We start from the raw sequence: 21,438 nt of genomic DNA on the forward strand, positions 1-21,438 counted from the left end.
ACCAGCGCGCCACGAAAACTCAAGCGGGCGTCGTTCCGGCTAGCGCGCCGCCTTCTTGAGCGCACTGCGGACCAGCGCGTCGAGGCTCGCCTCGGGACCTAGCTCGCTTTCCGCCTTGGCGACCGCCGCAGCGGCCTCGGACGGGCGGAAGCCGAGATTGGTGAGGGCGGAGACGGCATCCTGCGCAAGGCTGCCCATCGGCGTGGCCGCGCCTCCGGACTGCGGACCCAGCGCGATGCCGCCCGCCTTGTCCCTGAGCTCGTGAACGATGCGCTGGGCGAGCTTGGGGCCGACGCCCTGGGCCCGCGCGACCATCGCATGGTCGCCGCTGGCCACGGCGCGGTGGACCTCGTCGACGGTAAGCGCCGAGAGGATGGCGAGCGCGACCCGGGCGCCGACGCCCTGGACGGAGATCAGCAGGCGGAACCAGTCGCGCTCGGCCGCCGACGCGAAGCCGACCAGGCGCTGGAAGTCCTCGCCGACCAGCATCTCGGTGTGCAGCACGACTTCGTCGCCGATCGCGCCCAGTTGCGAGAGGGTGCGGGTCGAGGCCGAGACGAGATAGCCGACGCCCTGGACGTCGATCACCGCATGGTCGGCGCCGAAGCTGTCGAGCAGGCCTCTCAGCTTCGCGATCACGCCGCGTTCCCCAGCGCGCGCCGCGAGGCGAGATGGTGGGCATGAGTGATAGCCACCGCCAGCGCGTCGGCCGCGTCCGCCCCGGCGATCTTCGCGCCGGGCAGCAGGCGCTGCACCATCGCGTGGACCTGCGCCTTCTCGGCGCCGCCGGTTCCGACCACCGCCTTCTTGACCAGCCGCGCGGCATATTCGCCGACCGGCAGCCCGCGGCGCGCTGCAGCCAGCAGCACGACGCCGCGCGCCTGGCCGAGCTTCAGCGTCGATTGCGGATTCTCGTTGAGAAACACCTCCTCGACCGCCGCCTCGTCCGGGCGATGGTCGACGATGACCGCGCCAAGTACGTCGTCGAGGCGCACGAGCCGACCCGGCAATGCCTGCTTCGGATCGGTCCGGACCTGTCCGTTGGCGATGTGCGACAGCCGGTTGCCCTCGGCCCTGATCACCCCCCAGCCGGTGCAGCCGAGACCTGGATCGAGGCCGATGATGATCAGGCGAGCTTCTCCATCACCGCGTCGGAGACTTCGTAATTGCCCCAGACGGTCTGGACGTCGTCATCGTCCTCGAGCGTGTCGACCAGCTTGATCAGCAGGCCGGCATCCTCCTCGCCGACGTCGACCGAGGTCTGCGGCCGCCAGGCGAGCTTGACGCTCTCCGGCTCGCCAAGCGCCGCCTCGAGTGCGCGGGCGACGCCGTGGAGGTCGTCGATCGAGGTCCAGATCTCGTGGCCGTCCTCGTCCGATTCGACATCGTCCGCACCCGCCTCGATCGCCGCCTCGAACACCTTTTCGGCGTCACCGGCCTCGGCCGGATATTCGATCAGCCCGACCCGGGCGAAGCCGTGGGTCACCGACCCGCTCGCGCCCAGGTTGCCGCCATTTTTGGAGAAGGCGGTGCGCACGTTGGTCGCGGTGCGGTTGCGGTTGTCGGTCAGCGCCTCGACGACGAGGGAGACGCCGCCCGGGCCGAACCCTTCGTAGCGGACTTCCTCGTAATTCTCGGCATCGCCGCCCGACGCCTTGTCGATCGCCCGCTGGATATTGTCCTTGGGCATGGACTGGGCCTTGGCGGCGGCGACGGCCGCGCGCAGACGCGGGTTCATGTCCGGATCGGGCGATCCCATCTTCGCCGCGACGGTCAGTTCGCGCGACAATTTTGAGAACATCGCCGAGCGCTTTTTGTCCTGCGCGCCCTTGCGGTGCATGATGTTCTTGAACTTGGAATGGCCGGCCATTGAATCCCGTTCTGGCTGTTGCGCTTCAGATGATAGCGGCGCGGGCGCGATCAGCCCAGCTTCACCGCCGTTCCCGAGGCGCTGACCATCAGCATCGAGCCGCCCTGACCCAAGACCTCATAGTCGAGGTCGATGCCGATCACCGCATCGGCGCCGAGCGCACGCGCTTCCTGGCTCAGCTCGTCGAGCGCGGTGCGCCGCGCATCGCGCAGCGTGCTCTCGTAGGAGCCCGAACGGCCGCCGACGACGTCGCGGACGCTGGCGAACAGGTCCTTGAAGATGTTCGCGCCGACGATCACCTCGCCGGTGACGACACCGAGATATTGCTGGACCGGGCGGCCCTCGAGAACTGTGGTCGTGCTGAGGATCATCTCGTCAGTCTCCTTAGGCGAGGCCAAGCGCGGCCTTGTAGGTTTCGAGCAGCGCCTCCGCCTCGTCGCGGGCGTGCTTCTCCATCTTCCTGAGGCGCACGATCGCGCGCATCGTCTTGGTGTCGTAGCCGCGCGCCTTCGCTTCGGCATAGACGTCCTTGACGTCGTCGGCGATCGCCTTCTTCTCTTCCTCGAGCCGCTCGATCCGCTCGATCAGCAGCCTCAGTTCGTCCGCCGCGACATTTCCTTCCGACAATTCACGCTCCATCGATTCCGGTTGAGCGGCAGCCTGTAGGGCCTGTCGCAAACCCGCTCAAGCGGGTTGAACTGTCACCCTGAACGGTTATGGCGCCAAGTCATGCCGACCCGAGAGACCAGCCCAAGCCAGTTCGTTCCGCGCAGCCGCAAGGTGCGCATCCTGGCGACGCTCGGCCCGGCCAGCGACACGTCCGAGATGATCCGCGCGCTGGCGATCGCCGGCGCCGATGCCTTCCGCATCAACATGAGCCACGGCAATCACGAGGACCATGCCCGCCGCATCGCGGCGATCCGCGCGCTGGAAGGCGAGCTCGACCGGCCGACGACGATCCTCGCCGACCTGCAGGGGCCGAAGCTGCGCGTCGGCCGCTTCGAAGGCGACAAGGCGGTGCTCAAGAAGGGGCAGAAGTTCATCTTCGACCGCGCCAAGGCGCTCGGCGATTCGAAGCGCGTGACGCTTCCGCACCGCGAGATTTTCGAGGCGATGGAGCCCGGCGTTCGCCTGCTTGTCGACGACGGCAGACTCGTCTTCCGGGTGCTTGATTGCGACGGGACTGAGATCAGGTGCGAGGTGGAGGTCGGCGGCACGATCTCGAACAACAAGGGCCTCAACGTCCCCGACGTGGTGCTGCCGCTCGCGGCGCTCACCGACAAGGATCGCGCCGACCTCACCTTCGCGCTGGAACAAGGGGTCGACTGGATCGCCCTCTCGTTCGTGCAGCGGCCCGAGGACGTGGCCGAGGCACGCCGGCTCATCGCGGGCAAGGCACTGCTCCTCGCCAAGATCGAGAAGCCGGCCGCAATCGAACGCCTGGACGGCATCCTGGAGCTGGCCGACGCGGTCATGGTCGCGCGCGGCGACCTCGGCGTCGAGCTGCCCCCTGAGGCAGTGCCGCCATTGCAGAAGCAGATCGTCGAGGCGGCGCGACGGCTCGGCCGGCCGGTCGTGGTCGCGACCCAGATGCTCGAATCGATGATCGCCAGTCCGTCACCGACCCGGGCCGAGGTCTCGGACGTCGCGACCGCGGTCTATGACGGCGCCGACGCGATCATGCTCTCTGCGGAAAGCGCCTCGGGCCAGTTCCCGCGCGAGGCGGTGACGATGATGAACTCCATCGCGACCAGCGTCGAACAGGATCCAAGCTACAACGCCCGCGTCCATTTCACGGAGACGTTGCCCGACGCCACGACCAACGACGCCATCGCCCGCGCCGCGAGCGAGATCGTCCGCACCGTCGGCGGTTCTGCCATCGTCTGCTTCACCACCTCCGGTTCGACGGCCCGCCGCGTCGCGCGCGAGCGGCCGACCGTGCCGCTGCTGGTGTTGACCCCCTCTCTCAAGACGTCCCGGCGGCTTGGCCTGCTCTGGGGCGCCCATGCCGTGCGCACCCGCGACGTCCACAGCTTCGAGGAGATGGTCGGCAAGTCCAAGCGCATGGCGCTGCGCCACGACATGGCGAAGGCCGGCGACCGGATCATCGTCACCGCCGGCGTGCCGTTCGGCGTGCCGGGCTCGACCAACGTGGTGCACGTCGCCCGCCTGATCGGCGACGAGCTCGAGAAGCACCGGCCGAGCTGAATCAGGGTCGCGCCGGTCGGCGTGCCGATGGGCCCGGCGGACACGCCTGCCGCGAACGGCGTCAGCGCGTGAATTTCTCTCCGGCTTCGGCCTTGCTCACCAGCAGCTCGGACAGCTTGAAATCCTTGCCGAGGCGGGGGAGCTGGTTGCGGATGCCCTCGACGATCCTGGACAGGCCTTCGGTGTCCGCCCAGAACATCGGGCCGCCGCGATAGACCGGCCAGCCATAGCCGTAGACCCAGACCACATCGATGTCGGAAGCACGTTGCGCAAAGCCGCCCTCCAGGATCAGCGCGGCCTCGTTGACCATGGTGTAGAGGGTGCGCTCGACGATCTCCTGATCGCTGATCTCGCGCTGCGCGGTGCCGGTCTTTTGGCGGAACTCGTCGATGATCTCGGCCACGCGCGGGGATGGGCTCGGATTGCGCTTGTCGTCATAGTCGTAGAAGCCCGCGCCCTTCTTCTGACCCCAGCGACCCTCGGCGGCGAGTGCGTCGCGGATGTTCTCGATCCGGGTCGGATCGCGGTGCCAGCCGATGTCGACGCCGGCGAGGTCCGACATCTGGAACGGGCCCATCGGCATGCCGAACTCGACATGGACCTTGTCGATCTGCTGCGGGGTGGCCCCTTCGAGGAGGAGCTGCATCGCCTGCATCTGGCGCGGGATCAGCATCCGGTTGCCGATGAAGCCGTAGCAGACACCCGCCACCACGGCGACCTTCTTGATCCGCTTGGCGAGCTGCATCGCCGTCACCAGCACGTCCGGGGCAGTCCTGGCGCCACGCACCACTTCCAGCAGCTTCATCACGTTGGCCGGCGAGAAGAAATGGAGGCCGACCACGTCCTGCGGCCGGCTCGTCACCGCGGCGATGTCGTCGATCGAGAGGTAGGAGGTGTTGGAGGCGAGGATCGCGCCCGGCTTGGCGATGGCGTCGAGCTTGGTGAAGATGTCCTTCTTCACGTCCATATTCTCGAACACCGCCTCGATGATGAGGTCGCAGTCGGCGAGGTCTTCCAGCTTCAGTGTCGGGGTCAGCAGGCCCATCGCCTGGCCGACCTGCTCGGCGGTCATCCGGCCCTTGGCGGCGGTCGCCTCGTAATTCTTCAGCATCACGCCGGTGCCGCGGTCGAGCGCGGCCTGCTCCATCTCGACGATGGTGACCGGGATGCCCGCCGACAGGAAGTTCATCGAGATGCCGCCGCCCATCGTGCCGGCGCCGATCACGCCGACCTTCCGGATGTCGCGCGGCTTGGTATCTTCGGGGACGTTCTCGACCTTCGCCGCCTTGCGCTCGGCGAAGAAGAAATATTGCTGGGCGCGGGCCTGGGTGCCGGTCATCAGCTCCATGAACAGCCGGCGCTCGTCGAGCACGCCCTCGGCATAGGGCTTCAGCGACGCCTCGACCGCCTTGATCACCGCTTCCGGCGCCTCGAAGCCGCGGAACTTCTTCGCGTTCGCCTTGCGGAACTCGTCGAAGATCGCCGGGTTGGCGCGCGCCTCGGCGACCTTGTCGTCGCGCTCGCTGGTCTTGGGCAGCGGGCGGATGTCGCGCACCTCCTCGGCGAAGGCGACGGCATGCGGCTCGAGGTCGCCCTCGATGATCCGGTCGACGAGGCCGACGTGCGCCGCCTCCTTCGCGCCGATCGGGTTGCCGCTGGTTGCCATCTCCAGCGCCTTGAGGACGCCCGCGATGCGCGGCAGACGCTGCGTGCCGCCGGCGCCGGGCAGAATGCCGAGCTTGACCTCCGGCACCCCGAACTTCGCGGTGGGGACGGCGACGCGATAGTGACAGGAGAGCGCCACTTCGAGCCCACCGCCGAGCGCGGTGCCATGGATCGCGGCGACCACCGGCTTGGTGCAGGCTTCGATCCGGTCGACCACGATCGGCAGCATCGGCATCTGCATCGGCTTGCCGAACTCGGTGATGTCGGCGCCGGCGAAGTAGGTCTGGCCCTGGCAGATGATGACGACCGCCTTCACCGACTCGTCGGCATCCGCCTCCTCGATCGCCTTGACCAGCCCTTCGCGCACCGCGTGGCCGAGTGCGTTCACCGGCGGGTTGTTCGAGGTGACGATCAGGACGTCGCCATGCTTCTTCGTCGAAATCGGACTCATGCTTCCCTCTCCATGGGGCCAAAGAATGTGGCCTTGTGGATAGGCGCAGCTTTACGTTTACGTCAATCGACGAACGATCGAGCCATTGAATGAACGCCGTTAGTCGTGCGTATCCCCCGACAAGGGCGTCGCCCGCATCGAGGGGCGCCCCGCAAATTCGTCGAACCAGGCCGACAGCCGCGGGCAGTCCCGGAACGAGGGCAGGTCGCGGAACTCCAGCCAGTCGAGCGCGGTCGCCAACGCGATCTGGCCGACGTCGACATCCCGCGCGCGCGCAATCATCTGGTCCAGCCAGCGATAGCTCTCGACGAGCTTCTTCTCATGGCCCGCCCGGAGCGGCGGATAGCGCAGATGCTCCGGCCGGCGCACGCTTTCCCAGCGCACCGCGATGCCGGCCTCCGCCAGCCCCTGCGCCACCGCCTGCAGCTCCAGCGCCCGCCAGCGCGCTTCGCCGGTCGGGGGGATCAGTGGCGGCCGACCGTGCAGCGTATCGAGATAGCTGCAGATCACGTCCGAATCGAACACAGGCGCAAGGCCCGGCCGCAGCAGCACCGGCACCTTGCCGAGCGGATTGTGCGCGAACACCTCTTCGTTGGCATTGGTCGGACTGGTCTCGTGATGCGCGACGGCCACGCGGTCGGCGAGCCCGGCCTCGTGGAGGAAGACGAGCACCTTGCGGGCATAAGGCGAATGGGTCTGGTAGAGGAGCTTCATGGTCGGGCCTTCGACTTAGGGGAGAGCGGCGCCGACCCTAGGGCACCCTCGCGCGGCCCCGCCGCAAAGTCGCCGCGCCTTGCGCCGCAAATCCGCGGAAGCGACGGCGATTCCGCCGGACTCGGGCTAGCCGGCCGGCCGTTGCGATCGGAAGTCGCGAATGTCATTCTCGAACGCGATCAGCCGGATTTCCGGGAGGAGCGCCAGGCCGAGGCCATGATGTTCACGAAACGCTTTCGCGAAGGCGTCCGCGAAGGCCGGATCATCTGCAGTGTGCGCATCTGGAAGACGCCGCGCGTCAAACCGGGCGGCGTCTATCCGATGGAGGACGGACATATCGTCGTCGACTCCATCCGCCAGATCGCCCTCGCCGACATCACCGGCGAGCTGGCGCGGCGCTCAGGGTTCGACGGGGTCGTGGACCTGCTGAAGGTGGCGAAGCACGGCGCCGGGACGAATGTCTATCTGGTCCATTTCCACTATGTGCCGCCGCACGTGCCGCTTTCGCCGAACACTGGGCTATAGTGCCAGGTCCAGTTTCGGCTTTCGACTTGTTGCCAACATCAACCCCTCGTCATTCCCGCGAAAGCGGGAACCCAGATTCGACTCCGGGCATCAATCGCCGCCATTCGGCTTCAGCGGCTCGAACCCCAGGTCTTCCGCAAGGTCGCGCCAATCGGGATTGTCCGCCTCAATGAGCGCTAGCTTCCACGCCCGGTTCCATTTCTTGATCCGCTTCTCGCGCACGATCGCCGCTTCCATCGTCGGATGCGGTTCGAACCAGACAAGCAGTTTCACGTCATAATCCCGGGTGAAGCCCGGCAGAAGCCCGTTACGGTGTTTGTGGATGCGGGCCAGCGGGTCCGACGGACGCCCACGTACAAGGTCCCGTTGCGCCGCGAGGCGAGAATATAGACCGTCGGAGCGAAATCGGACCGCATGCTGATTGTTAGCTGGGTTCCCGCCTTCGCGGGAATAACGAAATTGGGCGCATTCGCCTTCCCGGAACCGGCCCCTCAGATATGCAGTGTCCGCCCGTAAGCCGCGAGCACGCTTTCGTGCATCATCTCGCTGAGCGTCGGATGCGGGAAGGTGGCGCCCATCAGCTCGACCTCGGTCGTCTCGAGTTCGCGCGCGACCGTATAGCCCTGGATCAGCTCGGTCACTTCCGCGCCGACCATATGGGCGCCAAGCAATTCCCCGGTCGCCTCGTCGAACACGGTCTTGATGAAGCCCTCCGCCTCGCCGAGCGCGATCGCCTTGCCGTTGCCGATGAAGGGGAACTTGCCGGCCTTGACCTTGTAGCCGGCTTCCTTCGCCTTCGCCTCGGTGAGTCCGACGCTGGCGACCTGCGGGCGCGAATAGGTGCAGCCCGGGATGTTGGCGTTGGTGAAGGCGTGGACGTCCTTCACGCCGGCGAGCTTCTCGACGCAGACCACCGCCTCGTGCATCGCCTTGTGGGCGAGCCAGGGCGGGCCGGTGACGTCGCCGAACGCGAGCACGCCGTCCACATTGGTGCGCCCGTAGCCGTCGACGACAATATGGCCGCGGTCGGTTTTCACGCCGAGTGCTTCGAGGCCGATATTCTCGGTGTTGGGGACGATGCCGACGGCGACGATGACATGGCTGAACTCGCTGGTCGCGGTCTTGCCGTCCTTGCTCTTGATCGTCGCCTTGACGCCGGTCTTCGAGGCCTCCAGCTTCTCGACGCCGGCGCCGACCTCGATCTTCATCCTCTGCTTCTCGAACGCCTTGTGGACGAAGGCCGAGACCTCCTCGTCCTCGACCGGGAGGATGCGCGGCAGCATCTCGACGATGGTCACCTCGGCGCCGAGGTCGGAATAGAAGCTGGCGAACTCGACCCCGATCGCGCCCGAGCCGACGACCAGCAGCTTGGTCGGCATCTCCTTCGGCACCAGCGCATGGCGATAGGTCCAGATCCGCTCCCCGTCCGCCTTGGCGAACGGCAGGTCGCGCGCCCGCGCGCCCGTGGCGACAATGATGTTCTTGGCGGCGAGCTCGGTTGTCTTGCCGTCCTTGGTGACGGTGAGCTTGCTTTTGCCCGCCAGCGCGCCGTCGCCCTCGTAGACAGTGATCTTGTTCTTCTTCATCAGCCCCTTGACGCCGGCATTCAATTGGTCGGCGACCTTGCGGCTGCGCTGCACCACCGCGGCGAGGTCGAAGCCCGGCTTCTCGACCGTCAGGCCATAGGCGGCGGCATGGGTCATATAGTGGTAGATTTCCGACGTGCGCAGCAACGCCTTGGTCGGAATGCACCCCCAGTTGAGGCAGATCCCCCCAAGCCGCTCGCGCTCGACGATCGCGACCTTCAGCCCAAGCTGCGCCGCCCGGATCGCCCCGACATAGCCGCCGGGTCCGGAGCCGAGGACGATGAGATCGTAAGTGTCAGCCATGGAGCGCTCCTTTAAGCCCCTCTCCCCTCTGCGGGAGAGGGATTGGGGAGAGGGGATACCAGCGCCTCAAGGATTCGCTGGGTTACCCCCTCCTTGTTGGTGAGAATGTCGTTGTTCCAGAACCGGAGAATTCGAAAGCCCTGACTGCGAAGATAGATGTCGCGGCTTGCATCGGAAGACGCATCATGTTGCCCACCATCCGCCTCGACGATCAGCCGTTGCCGGAGGCAAGCGAAGTCGACGATGTAGTTATCGATCGGCACTTGTCGTTTGAACTTGTACTCCGACAGGCGTTTCGCCCTGAGGAGGTCCCACAGCTTCCGCTCGGCATCCGTCGGTGCGCTCCGCATCGCCTTGGCGCGCGTCCGAAGGAGCTTCGGCGTCGGATGAGAGCCCTGCCCTCTCCCCAACCCCTCTCCCGCAAGGGGAGAGGGGCTCATTACGCCAGCATCCCCATCGGGTCCTCGACCAGCTTCTTGAACGCCTGCATCAGTCGTGCCCCGTCGGCGCCGTCGATGGCGCGGTGGTCGAAGCTGCCGGTGGCGCTCATGATCGTCGCGATCTGGAGCGAATCGTCGATCACATAGGGGCGCTTCTCGCCGGCGCCGATCGCCATGATCATGCCCTGCGGCGGATTGATCACCGCGTCGAATGCCTTGATGCCGTACATGCCCATGTTGGAGATGCTGGCGGTGCCGCCCTGATATTCGTGGGGCTGGAGCTTGCCCTCCTTGGCGCGGCCGGCAAGGTCGGTCATCTCCTTCGAGATCGCCGAGAGCGACTTGGTGTCGGCACCGACGATGATCGGCGTGATCAGGCCGTTCGGGATCGACACCGCGACCGAGACGTCGGCGCGGCTGTACTTGAAGAGCTGGTCGCCGGAGATCGAGACGTTGCACTCCGGCACCTCGATCAGCGCCACCGCGAGCGCCTTGATCATCATGTCGTTGACGCTGAGCTTGACGCCGCGCGCCTCGAGGCTGGCGTTCAGCTGGCTCCTGAGCTTCAGCAGCGCGTCGAGGCGGATGTCCACCGTGAGGTAGATGTGCGGGATCGTCTGCTTCGCCTCGGTGAGGCGCCGCGCGATCGTCTTTCGCATGTTGGAGAGTTTGACCGCCTCGTGCGGGATCTCGGCCTCGAACGCGGCCGGCGCGGCGTGGGCGGGCGCTACAGCTGGTGCAGCAGCGGCGGGCGCCTCGGCCACCCTGGCCGGTGCCTTGCCGGAGGCCGCCTTGATGTCGGCCTTGACGATGCGGCCGCCGGGGCCGGTGCCGCTGAGGCCGGACAGATCGATCCCCTGCGCCTCGGCCAGCCGCCGCGCCAGCGGGCTCGCCTTCACCCGGCCGCCGTCCGTGGCCGGCGCCGGAGCCGGAGCAGGTGTCGGAGCCGGAGCAGGTGTCGGAGCGGGCGCGGGTGCTGGCGCCGGAGCCGAAACTTCGGCCTTCGGCTCCTCTTTAGGCGCAGGGGCCGGGGCCGGGGCGGCCGATGCCGCGGCCGAAGCGTCTTCGCCCTCTTCGGCAATCAACGCGATGACCGTGCCGACCTTCACTTCATCCGTGCCGTCCGCGACCAGAATCTTCGCCACGGTCCCCTCGTCGACCGCTTCGAATTCCATCGTCGCCTTGTCCGTCTCGATCTCCGCCAGGATGTCCCCGGACTTCACTGAATCCCCTTCCTTCACCAGCCATTTGGCGAGGGTCCCCTCCTCCATGGTCGGCGAAAGGGCGGGCATCTTGAGTTCGATCGGCATCGGAAAGGGCTCTCCTGTTCGCGGGGTCCGCCGCACCCAAGCGTCCAAACAGCAAAGCCATGGTCCGGGTCAAGCCTGTCCTGAGCGGCCGGCCTTTGCCGGCCAGCCGAAGGGCCTGTCCTGAGCGGCCGGACGGGCCAAGACTTGTGTCGCCGCCCCGATTGGCGCAGTCCTGTCGCAAACGGAGGGGGTCGTGCGGTCCTATTTGGTCGTGATGGACGAGACGGAGGAGGCGCTGGGAGCGCTCCGTTATGCAGCGCGGCGGGCGGCGCGGACCGGCGGGATGGTCGAGATCCTGGCGCTCGTCCCCCAGGCGGAATTCTCGCAATGGGGCGCGGTCCAGCAGGCGATGGAGGAGGAAGCGCGGCTGCGCGCCGAGGCGATGCTCGCCCAGGCGGCCGGGGCGATCGCCGAGGAAGCCGGGATCAAGCCCGCGGTCACGGTGAAGCAGGGCGAACCGGCCAAGGCGGTCACCGAGATGCTGAAGGAACGCCCCGAGATCACCGCGCTCGTCCTTGCCGCGGCGGCCGAGGGCAAGCCAGGGCCGCTGATCAGCCATTTCGCCGGATCGGCCGCGAGCAGCCTGCCCTGCCCGCTGATCATCGTGCCGGCCGGCCTCAGCGACGAGGCGCTCGACCGGCTGACCTGATCCTCAGCCGCGCTCGCCGGCGGGCGGCGGGGCCGGGCGCGGCGCGGGCCGCGGGGCCGGACGGGGCGGCGGGGGTGGTGCCGGACGCGCAGCGGCCGCGGGCGGGCAATCGCAGCGCGGGCGCGGCGCGGCGGTGCGATGGACGCGGCGGCGCGGCCGCTGGCGGACCTCGACAACCTCCTCGATCACTTCCTCGGTATAGGTCACGGCCGGCGTATAGGTCGTCTCGATGATGATCGGATAGGCATAGCCATAGCCATAGCCATAGCTGTATCCGTAAGCGCCCTGGCCGTAATAACCGCCATAAGGCTGCGGCGGACCGTAACCGGGCCCATAGTCGGCATAGGCCGGGCCGCCATGCTCACGCGCCCAGGCATAATCCTCCTCACCCGGGCGGTAGTCGCGGCTTCCGTGATAGGCGGGAATGCCGTCCTCGACGTCCCAGCGTTCGCCATATTCGTCCCAGTCGAGTCCTTCGCGGCTGTCGAGGACGCGGCCGCCCCGGTCGATCCGGTAGGCGTCGTCATAATAGCGGACCCAGCGGCTGTCGGCGCCGGGATCGGCGAAACCGTAGGCCTGCCAGTTGCTGATGTGGAATTGCGGTCCGAACCAGAAAGGATGCACGACGAAGCCGCGTCGGATGCGGTGCGGGAAGCCCGGACCGGGGCGGAAATGATGGCCGCCGCCATGGCGGACGACCGTGTTGCCGCCATGCCCGGTGACGCCCGGCGGCGGCCCGTGGCGCGGCGCCGGCTGGGCCAGAGCGGCGGCCGGAATCAGCGCGGCGCCGGCGGCAAGCGTCAGGAGGGAAAGCGTCTTCATCAGGCCAGGTCCCCGTTTCGCAATCGGGGATGTCTAGCCGTCCACGTTAACCAAGGCCATGCCGCCCAGCCGCGCGGCGATGCGCTGTATCAGTTTGACACAGCCCGTTTCGTCCTCCGCGTCGAACCGCCCGGGGAGCGGACTGTCGAGATCGAGCACGCCGATCAGCGTCCCGCCCTCCGCAACGATCGGCACGACCAGCTCGGACCGGCTGGCGGCGTCGCAGGCGATGTGGCCGGGAAAGGCATGGACATCGGCCACACATTGCGGCTCGCGCGTGGCGGCGGCGGCGCCGCAGACGCCCTTGCCGAACGGGATGCGGATGCAGGCCGGCCGCCCCTGGAACGGGCCGAGCACCAGTTCCTGTCCTGAGCCCGTCGAAGGGTCGCCACCGACATTGCGGTAGAAGCCGGCCCAGTTGAGATCGGGCAGCGCCTCCCACAGGAGGGCCGCGACATTGGCCATATTGGCGATCGCGTCCGGCTCGCCGGCGGTCAGCGCGTCGGCGGCCTCGGTCAGCTCGGCATAGAGCGACGGCTTGTCCGCCGCTTCGATCTTGAAGTCGTACATCAGATCCCTTTCGTCATTCCGGTGAAAGCCGGAATCTCCCTTCCTTTGAAGAACGGGAGCAAGAAATGAGATTCCAGCTTTCGCTGGAATGACGGGCTAGTCGAAACTCACCTTTCCGCGCCCCTGCTTGACCGAACCGCGCTGCTTCTTCGTGTCGACCCGCTTCGCCTTGGCCGCGCGGCTCGGCTTCGTCTTGATCCGCTTCGCCTGCCGGATATGGGCACGCGCGATGAGGTCCGCCAGCCGGGCCCGTGCGTCCTCGCGATTGGCCTCTTGGGTTCGGTAATTGCGCGCGGTGATCACGATCTCGCCGGCATCGGTCATCCGGCTGCCCGCCAGCTCCTTGAGCCGCTGCCAGGCGTAAGGCTGGAGGCCGAGCTTGAACACGTCGCAGCGCAGCTGGCAGGCGGTCGCCACCTTGTTGACATTCTGTCCGCCCGGGCCGGAGGCGGCAAGGAACCGCTCCTCCAACGCCTCCTCGGGAATCTCAAACGGCATCGGCCGGCTCCAGCAGGGCCTCGTCGAAGCCGGCATTGACGAAGGTCGGCGGCAATGGCGCGGTGGCCTCGATCGGGGGCTTGCCCGCCCGCTCGACCCGTAGCGAGCGGGCGTGGAGCAGCATCGGCCCCTTCCCCGCCCCGTAGACCGGATCGCCGGCGATCGGCAGGCCGATGCCCGAGGCGGCATGGACGCGGATCTGGTGGGTGCGGCCGGTCTCCGGCGTGAACAGGATGACGGCGCGACCGTCGCGAACCGCCGCGATGCGCCAGTGCGTGACGGCCGGCTTCCCGCGCGGATCCGGCACCATCCGCCAGCCCTCCTCCGCCGTCGAGGTCTTGCCGAGGGCGATCTCGACCGTGCCCGACTCGAGAGCCGGCACGCCGTCCAGCACCGCGAGATAGGTCTTGCCGACCTGCTTCTCCTCGAACGCCCGCTGGAATTTCTTGTGCGCCTTCGGGTTGCGTGCGAGCAGAAGGCAGCCCGAGGTGTCCCGGTCGAGGCGGTGCACCGGGAGCGGTTCGCGCTGGAAACCGAAGCGCAGATGGCGAAGATAGTCCTCGAGGCTCTCCGGCGTGCGCGAACCCGGATGCACGGCAAGCCCGGCCGGCTTGTCGAGCACGATCGCCTCGCCATCGATGAAAAGCACCCGGTTCTGAATCACTTGGCCTCCTGCGAATCGCCTGCCACGACTGTGGCGGCACCGCAAATGAGGGGGTTGAAATTATCCCATAATTTCAAGCCATGCCGGGGCATGGCGAGCCCTCATGGCGGTTTTCCAACGATTCCATCACATTAACACCAAATTAACCTTTTGCGTTCACATCTCGAAAGGTTAATGGGCGTCGTGGACCCGGCTTTCAGGGGCGGTCCGCGACGACAGGAGGGCGATTTTTCATGCGCGTGCTGCTGATCGAAGACGAGCCGACGACGGCCAAGGCCATCGAGCTCATGCTGGGCACCGAAGGCTTCAATGTCTACACCACCGATCTCGGTGAGGAGGGCTTGGATCTCGGCAAGCTCTACGACTACGACATCATCTGCCTCGACCTCAACCTGCCCGACATGCACGGCTATGACGTGCTGAAGAAGCTCCGGACCGCCAAGGTCGGCACGCCGGTGCTGATCCTCTCCGGCGTCAGCGAGCTCGATTCGAAGGTCCGGGCACTGGGCTTCGGCGCCGACGACTATGTCACCAAGCCCTTCCATCGCGACGAGCTGGTCGCGCGCATCCACGCCATCGTCCGCCGCTCGAAGGGCCACAGCCAGTCGGTGATCCGCACCGGCAAGCTGTCGGTCAATCTCGACGCCAAGACGGTCGAGGTCGACGGTGCCCGCGTGCACCTGACCGGCAAGGAATATGCGATGCTGGAGCTGCTCTCGCTCCGCAAGGGCACGACGCTCACCAAGGAGATGTTCCTCAATCATCTCTACGGCGGCATGGACGAGCCCGAGCTCAAGATCATCGACGTCTTCATCTGCAAGCTTCGCAAGAAGCTCAGCCTCGCCTGCGGCGGGGACAATTATATCGAGACCGTCTGGGGCCGCGGCTATGTGCTGCGCGAGCCCGACGAAGTGGAAGCGGCCCAGGTCGCCTGAACCAGTTCGGGGGAGCGCTTGGCAAGAACCGGCGTCCGCGAGCCTCGCGGGCGCCGGTTTTCTTTTCAGCCCCCGTCATTCCAGCGAAAGCTGGAATCTCGCTGCCTTTGCAGGGGTAGTGACGAACAAATGGGATTCCAGCTTTCGCTGGAATGACGGCTCAAAGAGTGACCCCGATCAGAAATCTGCGGCCAGCGCGGGCCACAGCACCATGAGCAGACCGGCCAGGCTCGCCGCCCAGACGAAGGTGCGGACCACCGGCACGCCGAAGCCGTAGAGCGGCAGATAGACGATCCGCGCGCCCAGCCATACCAGCGCGCCGATCGCGGTCCACTGGCTGGTGAGGTTCGCGGCGGTCACGATCAGGATCGCGGCAGCCATGACCGGGAAGGTCTCGAAATAATTGGCCTGCGCCCGCGCCAAACGGCCGACGACCGGATCGGGCGGCGGCAGGGTTTCGTCGCGCGCGCCGACGTTCCACTTCGTACCGTACTGCCGCGTCTTCACCCGCACCGCGGCGAAAACATGGACCAGCGCAAGGACGCAGCCCCAGGCGAGCACGGCGAGTTCGGTCGTCATGGGCGAACGATAGGCCCGCCCTGTCCACGCGTCACGCCGGCAATCATGCTGCAACGCAAAATGCGTTTGCGGTCCGCGCCTATTGGTGCATGTTGATCGCCGTCCAACCGGCTGCGGGGTGCATGGCGAAACGACCGGCCTTCGACGAACTCTGGGGAGCGAGCCGCGACCGGACGGCGCGCCCCGGCTTCGAGCCGCTCGCCCGATGGCTCGCCGACACGCCGCCCGCCGAACTCGAGCGCCGCCAGCAGGCGGCCGAGGCCGCCTTCCGCAGCCTTGGCATCACCTTCGCCGTCTATGGCGAGGAGGAGGCGGCGGAGCGGATCATCCCGTTCGACATCATCCCGCGCGTCTTTTCCGCCCGCGAATGGGCGAACCTCTCGGTCGGGCTCGAGCAGCGGGTGCAGGCGATCAACGCCTTCATCGACGACGTCTACGGCGCCCGTCGCATTATCGCCGACGGGGTGATCCCGGCAGATATCGTGCTCGGCAACCCGCAATATTGCGTGCCCGTCGCCGGCGCGCGCGCGCCGCACGGCATCTACGCCCATATCTGCGGCATCGACATGGTCCGCACCGGGCCGGACGAATTCTATGTGCTGGAGGACAATGCCCGCACCCCGTCGGGCGTCTCCTACATGCTGGAGAACCGCGAGGCGATGCTGCGCCTGTGCCCGGAGCTGTTCGAGGCGCTGCCGGTCCAGCCGGTGGATTCCTATCCCGAGCTGCTCCGCGACATGCTCTATTCGGTGACGCCGGGGCGGACCCGCGCACCGACCTGCGTGGTGCTGACGCCCGGCCATTTCAATTCGGCCTTCTTCGAGCACAGCTTCCTCGCCGACAATATGGGTGTCGAGCTGGTCGAGGGGAGCGACCTGGAGGTCGATGACGACATCGTCTGGATGCGCACGACCGACGGGCGGGTGCGCGTCGACGTCATCTACCGCCGGATCGACGATGCCTATCTCGATCCGCTCGTCTTCCGGCCGGATTCGGCGCTCGGCGTGCCGGGGCTGATGGCCGCCTATCTCGCCGGCAACGTCACCCTGGTGAACGCGCCTGGCACCGGCATCGCCGACGACAAGGCGATCTATTCCTACATGCCCGAGATCGTCCGCTATTATGCGGACGAGGAGCCGAAGCTCCCCAATGTCGAGACGTACCGGTGTCGCGAGCCGGACGCGCTCAAATACACGCTCGACCATCTCGAAGAACTGGTCGTGAAGCTGGTCGACGGTTCGGGCGGCTATGGCATGCTGGTCGGCCCGACCGCCTCGAAGAAGGAAATCGAGGCGTTTCGCGCCGCGCTCAAGGCCGAGCCGCACCGCTACATTTCCCAGCCGACGCTGGCACTCTCGACCGTGCCGACGATCACCGAGGCCGGTATCGCGCCGCGCCATGTCGATTTCCGCCCCTTCGTCCTCACCGGCTCGACGGGGGTGAAGATCGTGCCGGGCGGCCTCACCCGTGTGGCGCTGCGCGAAGGTTCTCTGGTGGTGAATTCCAGCCAGGGCGGCGGGACCAAGGACAGCTTCATCCTCGACGGGGACGGCGAACCGGAGGGCGCTCCCTGATGCTCTCGCGCACCGCCCTCAGCCTCTACTGGATCGGCCGCTACATGGAGCGGGCCGAGTTCACCTGCCGGCTGGTCGAGGCGACGATCCGCCTCAACGCGCTCGGCGACCATGTCGAGGGCGATCAGGCCTGGCGGAGCGCGCTCAGCGTGGTCGGGTCCGCGCAGGCCTTCGCCGCCACCGGGGAGACCTTCAGCAGCCACGCGGCGCGGCGCTACCTGACCTTGAGCGAGGACAATCCGAGCTCGATCCGCACCTGCATCGCGTCCGCGCGCGACGGTGCGCGGGCCGCCCGCACGGCGCTGACGGTCGAGGTCTGGGAGGCGATCAACCGCGCCTGGCTCCTCCTGCGCGGACGCACAAGCCCCGGCGGCATGCAGCAGACGCTCAATCTCGTCGACGAGCTCAAGGCCGAGATCCGCGGCTTCGAGGGCGCGCTCGGCCGGATGCTGCGCAGCGAAGGCCGTTGGTTCATGCAGTTGGGCTCGGTGATCGAGCGCGGCGACAACACCGCGCGGCTGCTCGACGTCAAATATTACCTGCTGCTCCCGCCGGGGCAGGAGGTCGGCGGCGCGCTCGACCGCGACCAGTGGACGACGATCCTCCAGATCGTCTCGGCCAAGACCGCCTACCGTCACATCTACCAGGAAGCCCTGCAGCCCTGGCTGGTCGCCGACTTCCTGATCTTCCGCAAGGAAATGCCCCGGTCGCTCTCCGCCTCGGCCGACGAGACGGTCGACCTGCTCGGCGCGTTTGCCGGCCGCTCGGGGCGGATCGGTCCGGCCGACCGGCTCGCCCGCCAGCGTCAGGCACGGGTGGACGATCTCGACATCGTCACCATCTTCCAGGACGGCCTGCACGAGTGGCTGCACCGCTATGTCGGCGAGAATGCGGCGCTCGATCAGGCCATCGCCCAGCAGTTCCGGTTCGCCTGATGCAGCTCGTCGTCAACTACACCACCGCCTACAGCTATACGGAGCCCGCCCGGCGGGTGATCCAGCTGCTGCGCGTCACACCGCAGAGCTTCGCCGGCCAGGCGGTGCTCGACTGGCGGATCGACGTCGATTGCGACGCCCAGCTGCGCGAGAGCCGCGACGGCTACGGCAACATCATCCACATGCTCTACGTCGACCGGCCGGTGGATCACCTGCGGGTCGCGGTAACGGGCAAGGTGCTGACCGACGACAAGGCCGGTGTCGTCCACGGCCTGACCCATGAGCTGCCGCAGCAGATCTTCCTGAGGCCGACGCCGCTCACGCAAGACGGGCCGGCCATCGCGGCGCTGTCGGAGCGGATCGCCGCATCCGGAGGCAGCCCGCTCGAACGGCTGCACGGCCTGTCCGGGACGCTGTATGACACGCTGCGTTTCGACACCGAGGCCACGGCGGTCGACACCGTGGCCGAGCAGGCCTGCGCCGAGGGCCATGGCGTGTGCCAGGATTTCGCCCACATCTTCATCGCCGCCGCCCGCCGGCTCGGCATGCCCGCACGCTACGTTTCCGGCCATCTCTTCCGCCGCGACGGCGCGCACTATCAGGAAGCGGGCCATGCCTGGGCCGAGGCCTGGGTCGACGACCTCGGCTGGGTCGCGTTCGATCCGGTCAACGGCATCTGCATCGACGACGCCTATCTGCGCGTTGCTTGCGGACTCGACTATCGCGACGCGGCGCCGGTCGTCGGCGCACGTTCGGGTGGCGGCGGCGAGGATATGACCGTAAAAGTGCAGGTCAGCGATGCGTCGCAGCAGGCGCAGATGCAGATGCAGGCCTGAAACCAACCGCACGAGGAAATCGGGGGACGGATGACCTACTGTCTTGGCATGCTGCTCGACGCCGGGCTGATCATGATCGCCGACACGCGCACCAATGCGGGGGTCGACGACATCTCCTCCTACCGCAAGCTACACTGCCTCGCCGACGACAAGGACCGCTGCATCTACGCCGCCTCGGCCGGCAATCTCTCGACGACCCAGACCGTGCTCGGCCTGCTGCGCGAAGGCGTGCCGACCGGCGAGGATGAAAGCCTGATGCGCACGATCCACGAGCCGACCAGCATGTTCCGCGCGGCCCAGCTGGTCGGCGAGGCGGTGCAGATCGCCAACGAGACGGTCGGCAGGGCGCTCGCCTCGATCAAGATCAGCGGCGCCTCCTCGATCCTGCTCGGCGGACGGATCGGCAAGGGTCCGCCGTCGCTCTACCTGATCTACTCCGCCGGCAACTTCATCGAATGCAAGCCGGACGTCCCCTTCTTCCAGATCGGCGAGACGAAGTATGGACGCCCGATCCTCGACCGCACGATCACGCCGTCGACCTCGCTCGCCGAGGCGATGAAAGTGGCTTTCCTCTCGTTCGACTCGTCGATCCGCTCCAACCTTGCGGTGGCGCGGCCGCTCGACCTCATCGTCATGCCGACCCGGGCCGGCGCCAAGCCGTTCACCCGCCGCATCGGCGTCGACGATCCCTATTTCGACGACCTCTCGGCACGCTGGGGCGACCTGCTGCACGACGCGACTGCGGCGATCCCCGATCCGCCATTCATGGCCGAGCTGAACGGGCATTAGGGCGGTGGCGCACAGCGAAGCATTCGAGACCCTGCGCAAATACGGGCTCGCCTTTCCGGAGGCGACGGAAGGTTTCCCCTGGGGCCACACCGCGCTCAAGGTGCGGAACAAGACGTTCGTCTGGCTCGACGAGACCGAGGGCAAGCTCAGCATGACCGCAAAGCTGCCGGTCAGCCGCGACTTCGCCCTTGTCTTCGACTTCGCCGAGCCGGCCGGCTACGGCCTCGGCCGTTCGGGCTGGATCAGCTGCCGGTTCGCGGACGGCGAGACGCCCGACCTCGACCTCCTCAAGCGCTGGATCGCCGAAAGCTATCGCGCCGTCGCGCCGAAGAAGTTGGCGGCGACCCGGCCCGGCCAATGATCCCTATTCGTCATTCCGGCGAAAGCCGGAATCTCCCGTCCTTCAGGAGTGAGGAGGAAAGAGATTCCAGCTTTCGCTGGGATGACGGGGTTTAAAGTCCCAGCGCCCGCCGGATCTCGCGCCAGTCGACGATCTTGTAGTTCTGCTGGCCCTGACCGTCGTCGGTGTCATGGACGCCGATCGCGCCTTCCGGAAACGGTCCGATCGGACCGCTCCATGCGTCGACACCGTCTGTACTCGTCACCGAATCGATCGCGCCGCCCTCGATCGCGAAGCGACCGACATAGTCGTAACCCTCAGCGGTGATGCGCCACACCGGATAGGTGCTGTCGCCCTGACTGGAGGCAATGAGATATTTCGCCCCGCGGTCGCGCATGATGGCGAGGCCCTCGACGTCGGCGGTCAGTCGTCGACCGTCTGCCATGGCGATCCGGGTGCCGGCCGTCTCGCCGGAAAGCGCAAAGCGCCAGATACCGACATCCTCCTCACCGACATAAAGCTGACCGGCCTCATCATCGGCAACGCAGCCTTCGGGCTGTGACCCGACGCGCATGGTGCGCTCAAGCGTTGCGCTCGGTCCGCCGGCGCCGGCCGTCACGCGATACTGACGCACTTCCCCTTCCTTGTTGTTGGGAATGAGGAAGAATGCCTCGCCAGCTCGCGCCATGCAGAAGCCGTAGGGTTCCCCCATGTCGGTCGCCGGGATGAAGCCATAGGGGCGCGTCTCGAGCGTGTCGGGATCGAGCAGATAGGTCATGATGCCGAAGCGTCGACGATCCGTGGCCGCGACGAGCACGTAATCGCGGCCGTCAACGACGAAGCCCGGACGAAGGTCGACATTGTTCATCGGCCCGTCGCCGAAGAATTGCCGGACGCTTCCGTCCATATCATGCACGTAGAGACCGTCGGACTTGTCCGTGCCGAATATCACCGCGCGGCTCGGGTCGCGCGGATCGGCCCAGAATGCCGGATCGTCCGCATCGACAGCGGGGTCGGTGGTGACCACCGTCTCGACCGCCGCCGGCACGGGCCGCGCCGGATCGCCGCGGGCGGCGGAGCCTTGGGGGATCGCGACCTCCGTGGTGGTGGCACAGCCCGATAAAGCGAGCAGTGCGGCGACCGCAGTCGTTGCATGAAAACGCATCGACATCCCC

25 protein-coding genes and 1 pseudogene are annotated in these 21,438 nt (G+C 67.0%); 9 read left to right on the forward strand and 17 right to left on the reverse strand.

All coding sequences use genetic code 11. The annotated features are described in order from the left end of the window. Positions 1–39: 39 nt before the first annotated feature. Genes ruvA through RCO27_RS08705 form a run of 5 tightly spaced genes read right to left on the reverse strand, consistent with a single transcriptional unit; the run spans position 40 to position 2,497 of the window. Complete coding sequence (ruvA, locus tag RCO27_RS08685) at positions 40–639, reverse strand: Holliday junction branch migration protein RuvA (protein WP_309002278.1); 600 nt, start codon at positions 637–639, stop codon at positions 40–42. After that, a complete protein-coding gene (gene ruvC / locus RCO27_RS08690) occupies positions 636–1,130 on the reverse strand; it encodes a crossover junction endodeoxyribonuclease RuvC (RefSeq protein ID WP_309003191.1) in 495 nt (164 codons plus the stop codon). Before ruvC ends, ruvA begins: the two co-directional genes overlap by 4 nt. Then, positions 1,127–1,870 (reverse strand): YebC/PmpR family DNA-binding transcriptional regulator, encoded by a 744-nt coding sequence (locus tag RCO27_RS08695; protein ID WP_309002279.1) that lies wholly within the window; start codon positions 1,868–1,870, stop codon positions 1,127–1,129. Before RCO27_RS08695 ends, ruvC begins: the two co-directional genes overlap by 4 nt. 50 nt (positions 1,871–1,920) lie before the next feature. Further along, positions 1,921–2,241 (reverse strand): heavy metal-binding domain-containing protein, encoded by a 321-nt coding sequence (locus RCO27_RS08700; protein WP_309002280.1) that lies wholly within the window; start codon positions 2,239–2,241, stop codon positions 1,921–1,923. A gap of 13 nt (positions 2,242–2,254) precedes the next feature. Continuing rightward, the gene (locus RCO27_RS08705; protein ID WP_309002281.1) at positions 2,255–2,497 is read right to left on the reverse strand and encodes a DUF2312 domain-containing protein; all 243 of its coding nucleotides are present in this window, start codon (positions 2,495–2,497) and stop codon (positions 2,255–2,257) included. Between the two features lie 102 nt (positions 2,498–2,599). Here RCO27_RS08705 and pyk point away from each other — a divergent pair, with 102 nt between their 5' ends. Then, positions 2,600–4,078: a pyruvate kinase gene (pyk, locus tag RCO27_RS08710; protein ID WP_309002282.1), complete on the forward strand. Its 1,479-nt coding sequence runs from the start codon at positions 2,600–2,602 to the stop codon at positions 4,076–4,078. A gap of 61 nt (positions 4,079–4,139) precedes the next feature. On the opposite strand, the gene RCO27_RS08715 is transcribed toward pyk, so the two are convergent. Together RCO27_RS08715 and RCO27_RS08720 are read right to left on the reverse strand one after the other, a co-directional pair. Beyond that, on the reverse strand, positions 4,140–6,194 hold the full coding sequence (locus RCO27_RS08715; RefSeq protein ID WP_309002283.1) for a 3-hydroxyacyl-CoA dehydrogenase NAD-binding domain-containing protein: 2,055 nt from the start codon (positions 6,192–6,194) through the stop codon (positions 4,140–4,142). 99 nt (positions 6,195–6,293) lie between these two features. Next, the gene (locus tag RCO27_RS08720) at positions 6,294–6,908 is read right to left on the reverse strand and encodes a glutathione S-transferase family protein (RefSeq protein WP_309002284.1); all 615 of its coding nucleotides are present in this window, start codon (positions 6,906–6,908) and stop codon (positions 6,294–6,296) included. 216 nt (positions 6,909–7,124) lie between these two features. Between RCO27_RS08720 and RCO27_RS08725 the strand changes: the two genes are divergently transcribed. Next, entirely contained in the window at positions 7,125–7,433 is a 309-nt protein-coding gene (locus RCO27_RS08725) for a hypothetical protein (protein ID WP_309002285.1), read from the forward strand. A gap of 90 nt (positions 7,434–7,523) precedes the next feature. Here the strand turns inward: RCO27_RS08725 and RCO27_RS08730 are convergent. The 4 genes and pseudogenes from RCO27_RS08730 to RCO27_RS08745 all read right to left on the reverse strand — a co-directional run bounded on the left by RCO27_RS08730 (position 7,524) and on the right by RCO27_RS08745 (position 11,072). Then, positions 7,524–7,849: pseudogene (locus tag RCO27_RS08730) on the reverse strand (GIY-YIG nuclease family protein). Between the two features lie 75 nt (positions 7,850–7,924). Further along, complete coding sequence (gene lpdA / locus RCO27_RS08735; RefSeq protein WP_309002286.1) at positions 7,925–9,322, reverse strand: dihydrolipoyl dehydrogenase; 1,398 nt, start codon at positions 9,320–9,322, stop codon at positions 7,925–7,927. Between the two features lie 11 nt (positions 9,323–9,333). Further along, complete coding sequence (locus tag RCO27_RS08740; RefSeq protein ID WP_309002287.1) at positions 9,334–9,762, reverse strand: endonuclease domain-containing protein; 429 nt, start codon at positions 9,760–9,762, stop codon at positions 9,334–9,336. After that, positions 9,762–11,072: a pyruvate dehydrogenase complex dihydrolipoamide acetyltransferase gene (locus tag RCO27_RS08745; protein WP_309002288.1), complete on the reverse strand. Its 1,311-nt coding sequence runs from the start codon at positions 11,070–11,072 to the stop codon at positions 9,762–9,764. The genes RCO27_RS08740 and RCO27_RS08745 overlap by 1 nt, the downstream gene beginning before the upstream one ends. Positions 11,073–11,265: 193 nt before the next feature. Here RCO27_RS08745 and RCO27_RS08750 point away from each other — a divergent pair, with 193 nt between their 5' ends. Further along, positions 11,266–11,721 carry a universal stress protein gene (locus RCO27_RS08750; protein WP_309002289.1) on the forward strand — a complete coding sequence of 152 codons (456 nt, stop codon included), beginning with the start codon at positions 11,266–11,268 and terminating at the stop codon, positions 11,719–11,721. Between the two features lie 3 nt (positions 11,722–11,724). Here the strand turns inward: RCO27_RS08750 and RCO27_RS08755 are convergent, their stop codons facing one another. The 4 genes from RCO27_RS08755 to RCO27_RS08770 form a co-directional block, all read right to left on the reverse strand. After that, positions 11,725–12,543 carry an RcnB family protein gene (locus RCO27_RS08755; protein ID WP_309002290.1) on the reverse strand — a complete coding sequence of 273 codons (819 nt, stop codon included), beginning with the start codon at positions 12,541–12,543 and terminating at the stop codon, positions 11,725–11,727. A 33-nt stretch (positions 12,544–12,576) separates the two neighbouring features. Beyond that, the gene (locus tag RCO27_RS08760) at positions 12,577–13,113 is read right to left on the reverse strand and encodes a GAF domain-containing protein (protein ID WP_309002291.1); all 537 of its coding nucleotides are present in this window, start codon (positions 13,111–13,113) and stop codon (positions 12,577–12,579) included. Between the two features lie 96 nt (positions 13,114–13,209). After that, positions 13,210–13,611 carry an alternative ribosome rescue aminoacyl-tRNA hydrolase ArfB gene (gene arfB / locus RCO27_RS08765; protein ID WP_309002292.1) on the reverse strand — a complete coding sequence of 134 codons (402 nt, stop codon included), beginning with the start codon at positions 13,609–13,611 and terminating at the stop codon, positions 13,210–13,212. Continuing rightward, positions 13,601–14,260: an RNA pseudouridine synthase gene (locus tag RCO27_RS08770; RefSeq protein WP_309002293.1), complete on the reverse strand. Its 660-nt coding sequence runs from the start codon at positions 14,258–14,260 to the stop codon at positions 13,601–13,603. The genes arfB and RCO27_RS08770 overlap by 11 nt, the downstream gene beginning before the upstream one ends. A 248-nt stretch (positions 14,261–14,508) precedes the next feature. On the opposite strand from RCO27_RS08770, the gene ctrA reads away from it, so the two are divergent. Beyond that, positions 14,509–15,210 (forward strand): response regulator transcription factor CtrA, encoded by a 702-nt coding sequence (gene ctrA, locus RCO27_RS08775; RefSeq protein ID WP_309002294.1) that lies wholly within the window; start codon positions 14,509–14,511, stop codon positions 15,208–15,210. A 177-nt stretch (positions 15,211–15,387) separates the two neighbouring features. On the opposite strand, the gene RCO27_RS08780 is transcribed toward ctrA, so the two are convergent. Then, positions 15,388–15,789 (reverse strand): MAPEG family protein, encoded by a 402-nt coding sequence (locus RCO27_RS08780; RefSeq protein ID WP_309002295.1) that lies wholly within the window; start codon positions 15,787–15,789, stop codon positions 15,388–15,390. A 122-nt stretch (positions 15,790–15,911) separates the two neighbouring features. Between RCO27_RS08780 and RCO27_RS08785 the strand changes: the two genes are divergently transcribed. Genes RCO27_RS08785 through RCO27_RS08805 form a run of 5 tightly spaced genes read left to right on the forward strand, consistent with a single transcriptional unit; the run spans position 15,912 to position 20,284 of the window. Continuing rightward, entirely contained in the window at positions 15,912–17,363 is a 1,452-nt protein-coding gene (locus RCO27_RS08785; RefSeq protein ID WP_309002296.1) for a circularly permuted type 2 ATP-grasp protein, read from the forward strand. After that, entirely contained in the window at positions 17,363–18,298 is a 936-nt protein-coding gene (locus tag RCO27_RS08790; RefSeq protein ID WP_309002297.1) for an alpha-E domain-containing protein, read from the forward strand. Before RCO27_RS08785 ends, RCO27_RS08790 begins: the two co-directional genes overlap by 1 nt. Next, positions 18,298–19,134, forward strand: coding sequence for a transglutaminase family protein (locus RCO27_RS08795; RefSeq protein WP_309002298.1), 837 nt, complete (start codon positions 18,298–18,300; stop codon positions 19,132–19,134). The genes RCO27_RS08790 and RCO27_RS08795 overlap by 1 nt, the downstream gene beginning before the upstream one ends. Before the next feature lie 30 nt (positions 19,135–19,164). Further along, positions 19,165–19,923: a peptidase gene (locus tag RCO27_RS08800; RefSeq protein ID WP_309002299.1), complete on the forward strand. Its 759-nt coding sequence runs from the start codon at positions 19,165–19,167 to the stop codon at positions 19,921–19,923. Positions 19,924–19,927: 4 nt separating this feature from the next. Further along, positions 19,928–20,284, forward strand: coding sequence for an MmcQ/YjbR family DNA-binding protein (locus tag RCO27_RS08805; protein WP_309002300.1), 357 nt, complete (start codon positions 19,928–19,930; stop codon positions 20,282–20,284). Between the two features lie 91 nt (positions 20,285–20,375). Here RCO27_RS08805 and RCO27_RS08810 read toward each other — a convergent pair whose 3' ends face one another. Beyond that, positions 20,376–21,428 carry a phytase gene (locus RCO27_RS08810; RefSeq protein WP_309002301.1) on the reverse strand — a complete coding sequence of 351 codons (1,053 nt, stop codon included), beginning with the start codon at positions 21,426–21,428 and terminating at the stop codon, positions 20,376–20,378. Between the last annotated feature and the right edge of the window lie 10 nt (positions 21,429–21,438).

The sequence above is a fragment of the Sphingosinicella sp. LHD-64 genome, assembly GCF_031157375.1.
Taxonomy (GTDB): domain Bacteria; phylum Pseudomonadota; class Alphaproteobacteria; order Sphingomonadales; family Sphingomonadaceae; genus Allosphingosinicella.

Coding starts and splice junctions, on each gene's coding strand:
- RCO27_RS08695 (WP_309002279.1), bottom strand. CDS start 1,870: ATGGCCGGCCATTCCAAGTTCAAGAACATCATGCACCGCAAGGGCGCG.
- RCO27_RS08700 (WP_309002280.1), bottom strand. CDS start 2,241: ATGATCCTCAGCACGACCACAGTTCTCGAGGGCCGCCCGGTCCAGCAA.
- pyk (WP_309002282.1), top strand. CDS start 2,600: ATGCCGACCCGAGAGACCAGCCCAAGCCAGTTCGTTCCGCGCAGCCGC.
- RCO27_RS08715 (WP_309002283.1), bottom strand. CDS start 6,194: ATGAGTCCGATTTCGACGAAGAAGCATGGCGACGTCCTGATCGTCACC.
- RCO27_RS08720 (WP_309002284.1), bottom strand. CDS start 6,908: ATGAAGCTCCTCTACCAGACCCATTCGCCTTATGCCCGCAAGGTGCTC.
- RCO27_RS08725 (WP_309002285.1), top strand. CDS start 7,125: ATGATGTTCACGAAACGCTTTCGCGAAGGCGTCCGCGAAGGCCGGATC.
- lpdA (WP_309002286.1), bottom strand. CDS start 9,322: ATGGCTGACACTTACGATCTCATCGTCCTCGGCTCCGGACCCGGCGGC.
- RCO27_RS08740 (WP_309002287.1), bottom strand. CDS start 9,762: ATGAGCCCCTCTCCCCTTGCGGGAGAGGGGTTGGGGAGAGGGCAGGGC.
- RCO27_RS08745 (WP_309002288.1), bottom strand. CDS start 11,072: ATGCCGATCGAACTCAAGATGCCCGCCCTTTCGCCGACCATGGAGGAG.
- RCO27_RS08755 (WP_309002290.1), bottom strand. CDS start 12,543: ATGAAGACGCTTTCCCTCCTGACGCTTGCCGCCGGCGCCGCGCTGATT.
- RCO27_RS08760 (WP_309002291.1), bottom strand. CDS start 13,113: ATGTACGACTTCAAGATCGAAGCGGCGGACAAGCCGTCGCTCTATGCC.
- arfB (WP_309002292.1), bottom strand. CDS start 13,611: ATGCCGTTTGAGATTCCCGAGGAGGCGTTGGAGGAGCGGTTCCTTGCC.
- ctrA (WP_309002294.1), top strand. CDS start 14,509: ATGCGCGTGCTGCTGATCGAAGACGAGCCGACGACGGCCAAGGCCATC.
- RCO27_RS08780 (WP_309002295.1), bottom strand. CDS start 15,789: ATGACGACCGAACTCGCCGTGCTCGCCTGGGGCTGCGTCCTTGCGCTG.
- RCO27_RS08785 (WP_309002296.1), top strand. CDS start 15,912: ATGGCGAAACGACCGGCCTTCGACGAACTCTGGGGAGCGAGCCGCGAC.
- RCO27_RS08790 (WP_309002297.1), top strand. CDS start 17,363: ATGCTCTCGCGCACCGCCCTCAGCCTCTACTGGATCGGCCGCTACATG.
- RCO27_RS08795 (WP_309002298.1), top strand. CDS start 18,298: ATGCAGCTCGTCGTCAACTACACCACCGCCTACAGCTATACGGAGCCC.
- RCO27_RS08800 (WP_309002299.1), top strand. CDS start 19,165: ATGACCTACTGTCTTGGCATGCTGCTCGACGCCGGGCTGATCATGATC.
- RCO27_RS08810 (WP_309002301.1), bottom strand. CDS start 21,428: ATGCGTTTTCATGCAACGACTGCGGTCGCCGCACTGCTCGCTTTATCG.